Source organism: Dickeya fangzhongdai (assembly GCF_002812485.1).
In the GTDB taxonomy this organism is placed as follows: Bacteria; Pseudomonadota; Gammaproteobacteria; order Enterobacterales; family Enterobacteriaceae; genus Dickeya; species Dickeya fangzhongdai.
Genome location: NZ_CP025003.1, coordinates 3799160 through 3812870, shown reverse-complemented (window position 1 = coordinate 3812870; position 13711 = coordinate 3799160). Strand labels below are relative to the sequence as shown.

The following is a 13711-nucleotide window of genomic DNA, read 5'->3' as shown; positions in this document are numbered from 1 at the left end:
CTTAGTGTTAATTGACTGCCGTGCCATGTTATAGAGTAAGGAATTTTTTTTCGATTTTCATTTTTATTTGGCCCATCTTTTGATGGGCTTTTTGTTTTCTGATGATAATGACGATAGGGATTATTTTTGTGTGTTTGGTTTTCTGTTTTTTTCTGCTGTGATGGTCACGAAAATAAATGAGATAAATTATTTTTTTAAGGTTGGTTTAATCTCTCTGGTGTAATTTTATCAGCAGGTAATGATTTTACCGCGCCACAACACCAGGTTTTTTTATAATTATTAGATAGTATTCGCCCACCTCTCGGTGGGCTTTGTTTTTTGTCTTTTTTTATTTTTAGTGAACGGCTACGTTAAAAGTTGTTTTTTTCTTTTTTCCTAATGTTGGCTTAATATTCATATCATAGAATTCTTATCAGGCAGCGGAACGCTGCCAACCTGTGTCTTCAGGATGCTTCATGCCAGAGAATAGTGTCATTTTCGCCCACCTTTTGGTGGGCTTTTTTTTGCTTTTAGTACAGTGGTTTATTTTGATTTTTATGGTGGTTTTTTTTATCAATATTATGAGTGGTGAGATAAAACTAAGGTTATTTTAAGGAATGGCTGGTAAATTCATTTTCAGACAGTGGATAACTGTCGTGCCAGTACTAACAAATCTTTGCTGTTGAAAAACCCAATAGCTTTGCCCACCTTTTGGTGGGCTTTTTTTTATGTCTGTCAGCTGTCGCCGTATTCCAACATGACAATAGTTCAGTAGGGGATAATCATATCGGAAAATAAAAAATATTTTCTTTATGGGATAAGGTTATTGATTTTCTCGCCGATAAATAAAAGAGAAAAAGAGCACTCCAGAAAATAAGATATCATTGCAAAACGCACTTAAAGCAGAACAAGATGCGAAAACTAAATGGGAGAGTGTCGCGCTAATGACCCGCCAGGGATGAAACACCGATAACAAGGCTTTTATACCCAGGGAATTTCGAGTTTGCAGGACGCAGGCGAACAACTGAACCCTCAGTCGCTTGGCAAACAGTGACGGGGAAACGAAGCAGCCAATGCGTCAGCAGCTTGAAGATAACAGGTATGTCGTGAAGTCGATTCGCCTGATGTGTTAATCCACCATGTAGCCAGTGGTATTTCGCAACACGGCGCCACGCCTTTCTTGGGTTTCCTACCCAACTGGCCTGTCAACCGGCAGGCCAGCATTATTTCAGGTCCAGAAACCACGTCTGCCGGGATCCATCGGCCGTGTCTTGTTACGCCAATAAAAAAAGCCCCGAGGCGGGGCATGCATGTCTTAAAAACGCTATCGCCGTTATTATTGTGTGTCAATCATATACAGGCTGGTTGACAATAATAAGACAAAGGGCCGCGCTATGTTGCGTGCCGTCTCGCATTCCTGTTAAGCAACGGGGCTGCACGAGGAAAAGTGCTACCCTGAGGGAGAATGTGTTCATTACTATTGAGCCGCAATGGATAAAACAGGGTGCTGCGATGACAGAAACTGAAATCTTGCGACTGAGCGCGCTGGTGGGAGAACGTCTGAAGGCGCGTCAGGCGAAAATGACCTGTGCCGAGTCCTGTACCGGCGGATGGCTGGCCAAGGCGATTACGGATGTGCCCGGTAGTTCGGCATGGTTTGACTACGGCTTTGTAACTTACAGCAATCAGGCCAAGCAGGCGCTGATCGGCGTGCAGGAAAATACACTGACGCAGTTTGGCGCGGTTAGCCGCGACGTCGTGAACGAAATGGCGACAGGGGCGCTGAGCCGCTCCGGTGCGGATATCGCCGTATCGATCAGCGGTATTGCCGGGCCGGACGGTGGAACGCCAGACAAACCGGTGGGCACCGTATGGTTTGGTTTTAGCGATAAAAACGGCAACAGCGTGGCTCAAAGAATGCAGTTTGACGGCGATCGCCATGATGTTCGTTTGCAGGCGGTGGCGTTTGCCCTGCAGACGCTGCTGGAGAGATTTTTATAAAATAGGCTTGATGCTGTATGAGTATACAGTATAATGCGGCCATCGGTTCGGTGAATCATGAATAAGCAACAGCGTAGAGGCAGCGGCAGGCTGCGCGACAGGAGCAGAAATGGCTATTGATGAGAACAAACAAAAGGCACTGGCGGCGGCGCTGGGCCAGATCGAAAAGCAATTCGGTAAAGGTTCTATCATGCGTTTGGGCGAAGATCGCTCAATGGATGTTGAAACGATCTCCACGGGCTCCCTGTCGCTCGATATCGCACTGGGTGTCGGTGGTTTGCCGATGGGGCGGATTGTCGAAATCTACGGTCCGGAATCCTCCGGTAAAACCACGCTGACGTTGCAGGTTATTGCGGCCGCACAGCGCGGAGGCAAAACCTGTGCGTTCATCGATGCTGAGCACGCGCTGGACCCGATCTACGCAAAGAAACTGGGCGTTGATATCGATAATCTGCTGTGTTCCCAGCCGGACACCGGTGAGCAGGCGCTGGAGATCTGTGATGCGCTGGCTCGCTCCGGTGCGGTGGACGTGATTATCGTTGACTCCGTGGCGGCGTTGACGCCGAAAGCAGAGATTGAAGGGGAAATCGGTGATTCGCATATGGGACTGGCGGCGCGCATGATGAGCCAGGCCATGCGCAAACTGGCCGGTAACCTGAAACAATCCAATACGCTGCTGATTTTTATCAACCAGATTCGTATGAAGATTGGCGTCATGTTCGGTAACCCGGAAACCACGACCGGTGGTAACGCGTTGAAGTTCTATGCTTCCGTCCGCTTGGATATCCGCCGCATCGGCTCGATTAAAGAAGGCGAAGAAGTTGTTGGGAGCGAAACCCGCGTCAAAGTTGTGAAGAACAAGGTTGCCGCACCGTTCAAACAGGCCGAATTCCAGATTCTGTATGGCGAAGGGATCAACACCTATGGTGAGCTGGTTGATCTGGGCGTGAAATACAAACTGATTGAGAAAGCAGGCGCCTGGTACAGTTACAACGGCGACAAAATCGGTCAAGGCAAGGCTAACGCTTGCAATTTCCTGAAGGAAAATCCGGCTATCTCCGCTGAACTCGACAAGAAACTGCGCGAAATGTTGCTGCATAAGGATAATGAAGCCGTGCCGAGTGTTAGCAGTGAAAGCGCCGAGTACGATGCAGAAGCCGCTGGCGAACTCAACGACGATTTTTAATGAAACGTCGTAGCATGAGCAGCACATTCTCGGGATGACAGGTATGTCGAAAGTACTCCGTTATGCGATGAATGTGCTGGCTGTGCGAGATCATAGCGAGATGGAATTGCGCCGCAAAATTGCGGCGTATTTGCAGACAAACCGCGAATGCGACAATGCAGACGACTGCTCTGTGTTGTCCGAGCTCAATACCCAAATCGAGCAGGCGGTGGACAGTTGTCGGCAACAGGGCTGGTTGGATGATGCACGCTATGCCCTGCGTTATATTAGTAGTCGCTGTCGTAAAGGGTACGGTACTCAGCGTATTTGTGCCGAGCTCAGCCAGCGGGGCATCGATAAGTCTACCCAGCGCATGGCGCTACAATCTTGCGACATTGACTGGTATCTACAGGCGGAAGCAGTGGCGATCCGTAAATTCGGCTCACCGTTGCCAATGAACTGGCAGGAACGTGCCAAAGTTCAGCGTTACTTGCTTTACCGCGGTTTTTCCCACGACGAAATTCAGTCGGTATATATGAATTTTTCCGATTGAACGCATACGGGATTTTACTTCCCCCCTAAGAAAATTTATCTTATTCCCACTTTTTTGTTCGCGTTTGGCTCGGTCACATCAGCATGCTGCATCTACCTTGCCCGCGACTGTTCTTTTAGCTTGATTTCAGGACAATTATGAGCAAGAGCACCGCTGAGATCCGTCAAGCGTTTCTCGACTTTTTCCATAGTAAAGGACATCAGGTTGTCGCCAGTAGTTCCCTGGTGCCAAACAATGATCCTACGTTGCTGTTTACCAATGCCGGGATGAACCAGTTCAAGGATGTTTTCCTGGGGTTGGACAAACGTAATTATGTGCGAGCCACAACCTCTCAGCGTTGCGTGCGCGCCGGCGGCAAGCATAACGATCTGGAAAACGTGGGTTACACTGCGCGTCACCATACCTTCTTCGAAATGCTGGGTAACTTCAGCTTCGGTGATTATTTCAAACGCGACGCCATCACTTATGCCTGGGAACTGTTGACCAGCCCGCAGTGGTTTGGTCTGCCCAAGGAAAAACTGTGGGTTACGGTTTACGCCACTGATGATGAAGCCTATGACATTTGGGCGAATGAGGTTGGCGTACCTCGCGAGCGCATTATCCGCATCGGCGACAACAAAGGCGCGCCGTACGCGTCGGATAACTTCTGGCAGATGGGCGATACCGGTCCTTGCGGCCCTTGTTCTGAAATTTTCTACGATCATGGCGATCACATCTGGGGTGGACCGCCGGGAAGCCCGGAAGAAGATGGCGATCGCTATATCGAGATCTGGAACCTGGTATTCATGCAGTTCAACCGTCAGGCCGATGGCACCATGCTGCCGTTGCCGAAACCATCGGTTGATACCGGTATGGGACTGGAGCGTGTTTCCGCCGTCCTGCAGCATGTGAATTCCAACTACGAGATCGATCTGTTCAAGACACTGATCGCGGAAGCTGCCAGCGTGGTGGGAACCGATGATCTGAACAACAAGTCGCTGCGCGTTATTGCCGACCACATTCGTTCCTGTGCATTCCTGATTGCCGATGGCGTCATGCCGTCGAATGAAAACCGCGGCTATGTGCTGCGTCGAATCATTCGTCGTGCTATCCGCCACGGTAATATGCTGGGTGCGAAGGAGACCTTCTTCTATAAGCTGGTTGGTACCCTGATTAAGGTGATGGGGCCAGCTGCTGAAGAGCTTAAACGCCAGCAGAGCCTGGTGGAACAGGCGCTTAAGAATGAAGAAGAGCAGTTTGCCCGTACGCTGGAGCGCGGGCTGTTGTTGCTGGACGAAGAAATCAAACAGCTTAAGGGCGATACCCTGAGCGGCGAAGCGGCTTTCCGTCTTTATGACACTTATGGCTTCCCGGTCGATTTGACCGCGGATGTTTGCCGTGAGCGTAATCTGAAGGTGGATGAGGCGGGTTTTGAACGTGCAATGGAAGCGCAACGTCAGCGCGCGCGCGACGCCAGCGGCTTCGGCGCTGATTACAACAGTCTGATCCGTGTGGATGAGTCTACAACGTTCTGCGGTTACGAACGTACTGAACAGCAGTCGAAGGTTGTGGCGATTTATCGTCAGGGCGAGTCCGTGCAGGAAATCCAGGCGGGCGACGAGGCGGTCGTGGTTCTGAGCGAAACCCCATTCTACGGCGAATCCGGCGGTCAGGTTGGCGATCAGGGCGAATTGACGTCAACGACGGCCCGCTTCTCTGTCACTGATGCCCAGAAATATGGTCAGGCTATCGGCCATATCGGCAAACTGACTCAGGGCTCTCTGCGGGTGAGCGATAAGGTGGATGCCGTGGTGGATCATGTCCGCCGTGACCGTATTCGTCTGAACCACTCAGCGACCCACTTGCTGCATGCGGCCTTGCGTCAGGTATTGGGCGAACATGTGGCTCAGAAAGGTTCGCTGGTCAATGACAGCTACCTGCGTTTTGACTTCTCTCATCCGGAAGCGATGAAACCAGAGCAGATTCGTCAGGTGGAAGATATCGTCAATACCCAGATTCGTCGTAATCTGCCGGTAGAAACGGACGTGATGGCGCTGGATGCGGCCAGAGCGAAAGGCGCGATGGCGCTCTTTGGTGAAAAGTACGAAGAGAATGTCCGCGTGCTGTCGATGGGGGATTTTTCCATCGAACTGTGTGGTGGTACCCATGCTCGCCGCACCGGTGATATCGGCTTGTTCCGGATCGTATCTGAATCGGGTACGGCTGCGGGTATTCGCCGTATTGAAGCGGTTACTGGCGAGAATGCAATTGTCGCTCTGCACCATCAGAATGATTTGTTGCATGAAGTAACGCAACTGGTGAAAGGCGACAGCAACAATCTGGCAGACAAAGTGCGTTCTTTGCTGGAACGTACCCGCGGGCTGGAAAAAGAATTGCAGCAGTTGAAAGAGCAGCAAGCCGCGCAGGAGAGCTCTTCGCTGTCCAGCAAGGCGAAAGATATCAACGGCGTGAAGCTGCTGGTGACGCAGTTAAACAATGTTGAGCCCAAGCTGTTGCGGACGATGGTCGATGATCTGAAGAACCAGTTGGGTTCTGCGGTGATTGTGCTGTCGACGGTGGCGGATGGCAAAGTCAGCCTGATCGCCGGCGTGACCAAAGAATTGACCGATCGCGTTAAAGCGGGCGAGTTGATTGGCTTTGTGGCAAACCAGGTCGGCGGTAAGGGTGGTGGTCGTCCGGATATGGCGCAAGCAGGCGGAAATGATGTCGATGCGTTGCCATCGGCGTTGACCAGCATTGAAGCCTGGGTGGTTGATAAGCTATAAATATTAAATACGTGTTATCCCGGCAAAAACGCCATGACTATGAGTGGTTTTGGCGTTTTTAGCTTGCGGTAAGGATGGCCGTAAACAAGACTGTTCATAGGTCGTCTGTGGGGCTCCAGAGACGGCCTATGAGGTGAGGTCTGGTTGTGATAACAAAAAGCGCAAGCTGTCTTATATCGACTAAACTGAACATTAGTAACAGACAATGAGTGAGATGATGAGACATTTTCGTCATCCAGGTTTACGTTTTCCCCAACCATGATGGATAATGACGGGAGAACGGAGAGACCTGACTCTTTATAATCTTTCAAGGAGCAAAGAATGCTTATTTTAACTCGTCGAGTTGGCGAAACCCTCATGATCGGCGATGAGGTTACGGTTACCGTACTAGGAGTAAAGGGCAATCAGGTTCGTATCGGTGTTAACGCGCCGAAAGAAGTCTCTGTACACCGAGAAGAGATTTACCAGCGTATTCAGGCAGAGAAGTCTCAGCCTACCTCCTATTGATTGAATAGCGTCTCGTGTTGGCGAGGCGCTGTTGTTCACGTGTTTCTGTTTGCTCCCTGTATTTTCCTTTTTTGCCAATGAATAGTCTCCCAGGCATTTGCAGTTGTGAATGCAAATAACTGGTTGTTTTATTGGCGATAAAGCATGCTTTTTGTCGTTAATCTGTTCTTGTTGGGTGCGAAGTGTTCAAACGGAACTGATATCGGAAAAATTGTTTGACTTATAAGTCCGGGAAAGTAATATGTGCGCCACGCAGACAGGTGAGCGCTGAATGAAAACGAAATTCAGTGATTACCAGTCGGTACGGTGAGGTGGCCGAGAGGCTGAAGGCGCTCCCCTGCTAAGGGAGTATGCGGTCAAAAGCTGCATCGAGGGTTCGAATCCCTCCCTCACCGCCATTAAGATGCATCCGTAGCTCAGCTGGATAGAGTACTCGGCTACGAACCGAGCGGTCGGAGGTTCGAATCCTCCCGGATGCACCATTTAATGTGACGTGTTATCTGACAAAAGCACTGTCAGTTATACAATTTAAGAGAAGTTTGCAGTAAGTCTTGAAATGCATCCGTAGCTCAGCTGGATAGAGTACTCGGCTACGAACCGAGCGGTCGGAGGTTCGAATCCTCCCGGATGCACCATTCTCCTGATGCTGTTTCCTCTTGTTGTAAAATCATAGTCAGAAAGATTTCTAAAATGCATCCGTAGCTCAGCTGGATAGAGTACTCGGCTACGAACCGAGCGGTCGGAGGTTCGAATCCTCCCGGATGCACCATCTTCTTCAAATCTACCCCGGCTTACTTCCAACGTTATCGTTTTTCTTTTATCGAATCTCCTGGTATTTTTCCTGTCTGATATATCTATTTCACTGTTTTTACTAAGGTTATTGAGTAAGCGACAATGTTTTGACTTTGCGTTAAAGTAATCGTCTCTTTTCGGTGGGTACGGAGTCATGATGTACGATCGCTATCAGGGCCTCATCTTTGACATGGATGGCACCATCCTCGATACGGAGCCAACCCATTGCCGTGCATGGCAACAAGTACTGGCAAAGCATGGTATGAGCTATGACAACGATGCCATGACGGCGCTGAACGGCGCGCCGACCTGGCGTATTGCCGAAGTGATTATCAACCAGCATCAGTCGGATCTTGATCCGCATAAGCTGGCGGCGGAGAAAGCGTCCCTGACCGAAACCATGCTGATGGACACCGTACAGCCACTGCCGTTGATTGACGTCGTCAAAGCGTATCATGGCCGTCGCCCGATGGCTGTTGGCACCGGGAGTACGCATGGTTTGGCCGATCGTCTGCTGCGCCATCTTGGCCTGCGGGATTATTTTTCTGCGCTGGTCGGTGCTGATGATGTGCAGCGGCATAAACCGTTCCCGGATACCTTTCTGCGTTGCGCAACATTAATCCAGGTTGCCCCTGAGCACTGCGTCGTGTTTGAAGATGCCGATTTTGGTCTTCAGGCTGCCGCCAGTGCAGGTATGGATGTGATTGACGTAAGAACGCTGTGAGCGAGTTTTGGGCGGCCTTTTCCCTGTTCTGGAGCAGCTTCCTGAGTGCGACGCTGTTGCCGGGCAGTTCGGAAGTCGTACTGGTCTCGTTGTTGTTAACTCACAGCACCAGCCCATTGCTGCTGATTGTTATCGCTTCCATTGGTAATACCTTGGGCGGGATCACCAATATTGTTGTCGGGCGCCTGGTACCCGAACTTAAGCCGCAAAAAGGATTGAATACCGCCCGACGCTGGTTGCAGCGTTACGGCACCGCAGCATTATTATTTAGCTGGGTGCCGGTAGTCGGCGATATATTGTGCGTATTGTCAGGGTGGCTAAGGATGCCCTGGGGAAGTTCCGTAATATGTATTTTTATCGGAAAAACGTTGCGCTATCTGGTAGTGGCCGGCGTGGCGCTGAAATGGACGATGGGAACCGGGTGAGTTGTAATAACGATTGTTGTCCCCATATACCATCCATTATTCTTATTAACATGACTAAATCTTCATAGCGGGAGGTCAATTTGATCCCGGACGTATCAAAAGCGCTGTCCTGGCTGGAAAAACATCCTCAGTCGATAAAAGGGATCCAGCGTGGTATTGAGCGTGAAACACTGCGCGTGATGGCAAATGGACATCTGGCGAAAACAGGACATCCGGAGAAGCTGGGGGCGGCGCTGACTCACCCCTGGATTACCACGGATTTTGCTGAAGCATTGCTGGAATTCATTACGCCGGTTGACAAGGATATTGATCACCTTCTCGCCTTTTTGCGTGATATTCATCGTTATGTGGCGCGTCATCTGGGTGATGAGCGCATGTGGCCGTTAAGTATGCCTTGCTTTATTGAAGCAGGGCAGGATATTGAACTGGCACAGTATGGTTCCTCGAATATTGGTCGTTTCAAAACGCTATATCGTGAAGGACTGAAAAACCGGTATGGCGCGTTGATGCAGACCATTTCCGGCGTGCATTATAATTTTTCGCTGCCTTTGGCATTCTGGCAGGCTCGTGATGGCATTACCGACGCCATCAGCGGCAAGGAAGCGATTTCCGCCGGATATTTTCAACTGATTCGCAATTACTATCGTTTCGGCTGGGTAATTCCGTATCTGTTTGGCGCCTCGCCGGCGATTTGCTCCTCTTTCCTGCAGGGCAAAGAAACCCACCTGCCGTTTGAGCGTTCGGAAAAAGGAATGCTCTATTTGCCGTATGCTACATCGTTGCGTTTAAGCGATTTGGGCTATACCAACAAATCGCAGAGCAACCTTGGAATTACCTTCAACAGCCTGGAAACCTATGTTTCAGCGCTGAAAAAGGCGATTCACACGCCGTCTGAAGAGTATGCGGGGATTGGTCTCAAAAAAGAGGGGAGTTATCTGCAACTGAATACCAATGTGTTGCAGATTGAAAACGAATTGTATGCGCCGATCCGGCCTAAACGCGTCACCCGTCCGGGCGAGTCGCCTTCCGATGCGCTGCTGCGCGGCGGGATCGAGTATATCGAAGTGCGTTCGCTGGACATCAATCCGTTCTCGGCAACCGGCGTCAGCGCCGAACAGGCTCGATTCCTCGACCTGTTCCTGATTTGGTGCGCGTTGGCGGATGCGCCGGAAATGAGCGAAGCGGAACTGCTCTGCACACGTAAAAACTGGAACCAGGTGATTCTGGAAGGCCGTAAGCCAGGGCAGACGGTAGGCATGGGCTGCGATACGACGCGTCAGACGATTGCTGAGGTTGGGCGCTCGCTGTTTGCGGATCTGCGGCGTGTTGCGGAATTGTTGGATCAAGGGCACGCTAAGCCGTACTATCGACAGGTCTGCGACCAACTGGTGGAAGGGTTCGACGACCCGGACAAAACGTTCTCCGCACGGATTCTGGCGATGATGCTGGAAAATGGCAGCGGCGGCGTTGGTCTTCAACTAGCCGGACAATACCGCGAGCAACTGTTGCAGGAGCCGCTGGAGATTTTGTCTGAAGCCCAGTTTACTTCGGAGTGCGAGCGTTCATGGCAGCACCAGCGTCAACTGGAGTCGGAAGATACGCTGAGCTTTGATGCATATCTGTCCAGACAGTAACGCCGGTAGCCGGTGACGTAGCCGGTAAAAGAAAAGGCCACTCGATTGTCATCGGGTGGCCAAAGAAACATCTCTGATAATAGGGATGATGATAATAAATGCGCGTCTTTCATTTGTTATGACCGGTACCGGTAAGAAAAGTTTCCTGGAAACGAGAAATAAATTTTTCATGAGGAGGTGGCAACATGCCATTACTGGATAGTTTTACTGTCGATCATACTCGTATGGCTGCGCCAGCCGTTCGGGTGGCCAAAACCATGACAACCCCTCATGGTGATACGATTACCGTGTTTGATCTGCGTTTCTGTCGTCCTAACCAGGAGATCATGCCGGAGCGCGGTATCCACACTCTGGAGCATCTGTTCGCTGGTTTCATGCGCGATCACCTTAACGGCGATGGCGTGGAAATCATCGATATCTCTCCTATGGGTTGCCGTACCGGCTTCTACATGAGCTTGATTGGTACGCCGGAAGAGCAGCGCGTGGCTGACGCCTGGAAAGCGGCCATGACTGATGTGCTTAAGGTCACCGATCAGCGTAAGATTCCGGAACTGAACGAATATCAGTGCGGCACCTATGAAATGCATTCCCTGACCGAAGCGCAGGACATTGCACGCCATATTCTGGATCACGACGTGCTCGTCAACAAAAACGACGATCTGGCATTGCCGAAAGACAAACTGGCGGAATTGCACATCTGATTGCGTTCAGCGTATGTGCAGCAAAAAGAGAGCCGCGGCTCTCTTTTTTTATGTGCTGGATAAAGTCAGTCGCGGAAGCGGTCAATGCGCCAGGAAGTTCTGGATTACCCGGCTGCCGAAGTAGGAGAGCGTCAGCAACAGTGCGCCGATCAGGTTGAACCACACTACCCGGCGCCCACGCCAGCCTTCGTGATAGTGCCCCCAGAGCAGCAGAATGTAGACAAACCATGCCAGCAGGGAGAACAGCGCCTTATGCAGGTTCTCTTTGTTGCTGAGCAAATCGTTCATGTAGATAAGGCCGGTGCATAACGTCAGCGTCAGCAGAATGACGCCAATCTGGGTAATGTGGAACATCTTGCGCTCGATGCCCAGCAGCGGCGGCATGTCGGCGGTAAATCCCAGTTTCTTGGTTTTCAGCATGTAATCCAGCAACGCCAGTTGCAGCGCATACAACGCGGCAATCATCAGCGTAGCGTAGGCAAACAGCGCCAGACCGATGTGCACCATCAGACCGGGCATCGCTTCGAGGTGGGTAATAAACTCACCCGGCATGAAACTGGCGAACGCCAGATTAATGAACGCAAAGGTATAGACGATGGGCAGCAGAAACCAGCCGCGATTGCGCGACGCCACAATGGTCATCACCGTGCAGATAATCAGGCTGATGAGGGACCCGATGTTCAACAGACTCAGGTTTTGCCCGACCTGGACATCGAAAATACGCTGATACAAGGCCACTGCATGGCAGACCAGGGCGATCGTAGCGGATACCACTGCCAGACGGCGGTAGGTTCCGTTTTTTCGCACCAGACTGGGAATAATCAGCCCCAGACTGAGGAAATAGGCCGCTAAAGCTACAATGGCGAAGACAGACATAGCGATAGGTTATTCAATATCAACTGAGTAAAATGAAGGGTCAGTATAGCCTTAGTCGTCACCGCCACCAACCAGTTATCCGTGCCGGCGCACGCAGATTGGTCTGGCTTTCGTGTTATACTCCTCGCTGTTCGCGTCGCGGTAGCGGCCAGTTTCACATTGAGCATGAGATATGTTTGAAAATTTAACCGATCGACTATCGCGCACTCTGCGCAATATCAGCGGCCGTGGGCGGCTGACGGAAGACAATATCAAGGATACGCTGCGTGAAGTCCGTATGGCGCTGCTGGAAGCGGACGTGGCGCTGCCGGTGGTACGTGACTTCATCAACCGTGTAAAAGAGCAGGCGGTTGGTCACGAAGTCAACAAGAGCCTGACGCCGGGACAAGAGTTCGTCAAGATTGTGCAGAACGAGCTGGTGACCGCCATGGGCGAGGTCAACCAGGCGCTCAATCTGGCTGCTCAGCCGCCGGCGGTAGTACTGATGGCGGGCCTGCAAGGGGCGGGTAAAACCACCAGCGTCGGTAAGCTGGGCAAATTCCTGCGTGAAAAACAGAAGAAGAAAGTGCTGGTGGTGTCGGCGGACGTGTACCGCCCGGCGGCGATCAAGCAGTTGGAAACGCTGGCGCAGACCGTCGGCGTCGATTTCTTCCCCTCGGAAGCGCATGAAAAACCTATCGACATCGTTAACCGTGCGCTGCAGCACGCCAAACTGAAATTCTACGATGTTCTGCTGGTGGATACCGCCGGTCGTCTGCATGTCGATGACGCCATGATGGATGAAATCAAGCAGGTGCATGCGTCGATTAATCCGGTGGAAACGCTGTTTGTGGTTGACGCCATGACCGGTCAGGATGCGGCGAATACCGCCAAAGCCTTTAACGAGGCGCTGCCGTTGACCGGGGTGATTCTGACCAAGATTGATGGTGATGCCCGTGGCGGTGCGGCGCTGTCTATCCGCCATATTACCGGTAAACCAATCAAATTCCTGGGCGTCGGCGAAAAAACCGACGCCCTGGAGCCGTTCTACCCGGACCGTATCGCTTCGCGCATTCTCGGTATGGGCGATGTGCTCTCGCTGATTGAGGAACTGGAAAGCAAGGTCGACCGTTCTCAAGCCGAGAAACTGGCTAAAAAGCTGAAGAAAGGCGATGGGTTTGATCTGACCGATTTCCTGGATCAGCTAAAGCAGATGCGCAATATGGGCGGTATGGCCAGCATGATGAGCAAGCTGCCGGGTATGGGGCAGATTCCGGATAACGTGAAATCGCAGATGGATGACAAGGTATTGGTGCGAATGGAGGCGATCATCAATTCCATGACGCAACAGGAGCGCGCCAAGCCGGAGATCATCAAAGGTTCGCGTAAGCGACGTATCGCGATGGGGTCCGGCATGCAGGTGCAGGATGTCAACCGACTGCTGAAACAGTTTGATGATATGCAGCGCATGATGAAAAAGATGAAGAATGGTGGCCTGGCCAAGATGATGCGCGGCATGAAAGGGATGATGCCGCCGGGTTTTCCAGGCCGCTAAGTCGGGGAAATGTGACCCCAACAGAAAAGTCGGTGGTGTGAATGCATGGTTTTAG

At 51.4% G+C, this 13711-nt stretch carries 11 protein-coding genes and 4 tRNA genes; 14 read left to right on the top strand and 1 reads right to left on the bottom strand.

Annotated features, from left to right (window positions below; genetic code table 11):
• Window positions 1–1491: 1491 nt before the first annotated feature.
• The 13 genes from pncC to luxS all read left to right on the top strand — a co-directional run bounded on the left by pncC (window position 1492) and on the right by luxS (window position 11246).
• Window positions 1492–1980, top strand: coding sequence for a nicotinamide-nucleotide amidase (gene pncC / locus CVE23_RS17095; protein WP_038919955.1), 489 nt, complete (start codon window positions 1492–1494; stop codon window positions 1978–1980).
• A 109-nt stretch (window positions 1981–2089) separates the two neighbouring features.
• A complete protein-coding gene (gene recA, locus CVE23_RS17090) occupies window positions 2090–3166 on the top strand; it encodes a recombinase RecA (protein ID WP_100850009.1) in 1077 nt (358 codons plus the stop codon).
• Window positions 3167–3209: 43 nt separating this feature from the next.
• Window positions 3210–3698 carry a recombination regulator RecX gene (recX, locus tag CVE23_RS17085; protein WP_038919953.1) on the top strand — a complete coding sequence of 163 codons (489 nt, stop codon included), beginning with the start codon at window positions 3210–3212 and terminating at the stop codon, window positions 3696–3698.
• Window positions 3699–3835: 137 nt separating this feature from the next.
• Window positions 3836–6463, top strand: a complete 2628-nt coding sequence (gene alaS, locus CVE23_RS17080; RefSeq protein ID WP_100850008.1) for an alanine--tRNA ligase — start codon at window positions 3836–3838, stop codon at window positions 6461–6463.
• Window positions 6464–6784: 321 nt separating this feature from the next.
• A complete protein-coding gene (csrA, locus tag CVE23_RS17075; protein ID WP_005972168.1) occupies window positions 6785–6970 on the top strand; it encodes a carbon storage regulator CsrA in 186 nt (61 codons plus the stop codon).
• Window positions 6971–7275: 305 nt separating this feature from the next.
• Window positions 7276–7368: transfer RNA gene (locus tag CVE23_RS17070), tRNA-Ser, on the top strand.
• A gap of 7 nt (window positions 7369–7375) precedes the next feature.
• Window positions 7376–7452: transfer RNA gene (locus tag CVE23_RS17065), tRNA-Arg, on the top strand.
• Between the two features lie 76 nt (window positions 7453–7528).
• Window positions 7529–7605: transfer RNA gene (locus tag CVE23_RS17060), tRNA-Arg, on the top strand.
• Between the two features lie 57 nt (window positions 7606–7662).
• A tRNA-Arg gene (locus CVE23_RS17055) sits at window positions 7663–7739 on the top strand.
• A gap of 180 nt (window positions 7740–7919) precedes the next feature.
• Window positions 7920–8486, top strand: a complete 567-nt coding sequence (yqaB, locus tag CVE23_RS17050) for a fructose-1-phosphate/6-phosphogluconate phosphatase (protein ID WP_038919951.1) — start codon at window positions 7920–7922, stop codon at window positions 8484–8486.
• Entirely contained in the window at window positions 8483–8911 is a 429-nt protein-coding gene (locus CVE23_RS17045) for a YqaA family protein (RefSeq protein WP_100850007.1), read from the top strand. The genes yqaB and CVE23_RS17045 overlap by 4 nt, the downstream gene beginning before the upstream one ends.
• A gap of 80 nt (window positions 8912–8991) precedes the next feature.
• Window positions 8992–10545 carry a glutamate--cysteine ligase gene (gshA, locus tag CVE23_RS17040; RefSeq protein WP_100850006.1) on the top strand — a complete coding sequence of 518 codons (1554 nt, stop codon included), beginning with the start codon at window positions 8992–8994 and terminating at the stop codon, window positions 10543–10545.
• Window positions 10546–10730: 185 nt separating this feature from the next.
• Window positions 10731–11246, top strand: a complete 516-nt coding sequence (luxS, locus tag CVE23_RS17035; protein WP_013319092.1) for an S-ribosylhomocysteine lyase — start codon at window positions 10731–10733, stop codon at window positions 11244–11246.
• 81 nt (window positions 11247–11327) lie between these two features.
• Here the strand turns inward: luxS and CVE23_RS17030 are convergent, their stop codons facing one another.
• Window positions 11328–12122, bottom strand: a complete 795-nt coding sequence (locus CVE23_RS17030; protein ID WP_038666514.1) for a cytochrome C assembly family protein — start codon at window positions 12120–12122, stop codon at window positions 11328–11330.
• 172 nt (window positions 12123–12294) lie between these two features.
• Between CVE23_RS17030 and ffh the strand changes: the two genes are divergently transcribed.
• Window positions 12295–13656, top strand: coding sequence for a signal recognition particle protein (gene ffh / locus CVE23_RS17025; protein ID WP_038919949.1), 1362 nt, complete (start codon window positions 12295–12297; stop codon window positions 13654–13656).
• Window positions 13657–13711: the final 55 nt, after the last annotated feature.

Excerpts from the sequence above, each read along its gene's own strand:
- pncC (WP_038919955.1), top strand. The coding sequence starts at position 1,492 with ATGACAGAAACTGAAATCTTGCGACTGAGCGCGCTGGTGGGAGAACGT.
- recA (WP_100850009.1), top strand. The coding sequence starts at position 2,090 with ATGGCTATTGATGAGAACAAACAAAAGGCACTGGCGGCGGCGCTGGGC.
- recX (WP_038919953.1), top strand. The coding sequence starts at position 3,210 with ATGTCGAAAGTACTCCGTTATGCGATGAATGTGCTGGCTGTGCGAGAT.
- alaS (WP_100850008.1), top strand. The coding sequence starts at position 3,836 with ATGAGCAAGAGCACCGCTGAGATCCGTCAAGCGTTTCTCGACTTTTTC.
- csrA (WP_005972168.1), top strand. The coding sequence starts at position 6,785 with ATGCTTATTTTAACTCGTCGAGTTGGCGAAACCCTCATGATCGGCGAT.
- yqaB (WP_038919951.1), top strand. The coding sequence starts at position 7,920 with ATGTACGATCGCTATCAGGGCCTCATCTTTGACATGGATGGCACCATC.
- luxS (WP_013319092.1), top strand. The coding sequence starts at position 10,731 with ATGCCATTACTGGATAGTTTTACTGTCGATCATACTCGTATGGCTGCG.
- CVE23_RS17030 (WP_038666514.1), bottom strand. The coding sequence starts at position 12,122 with ATGTCTGTCTTCGCCATTGTAGCTTTAGCGGCCTATTTCCTCAGTCTG.
- ffh (WP_038919949.1), top strand. The coding sequence starts at position 12,295 with ATGTTTGAAAATTTAACCGATCGACTATCGCGCACTCTGCGCAATATC.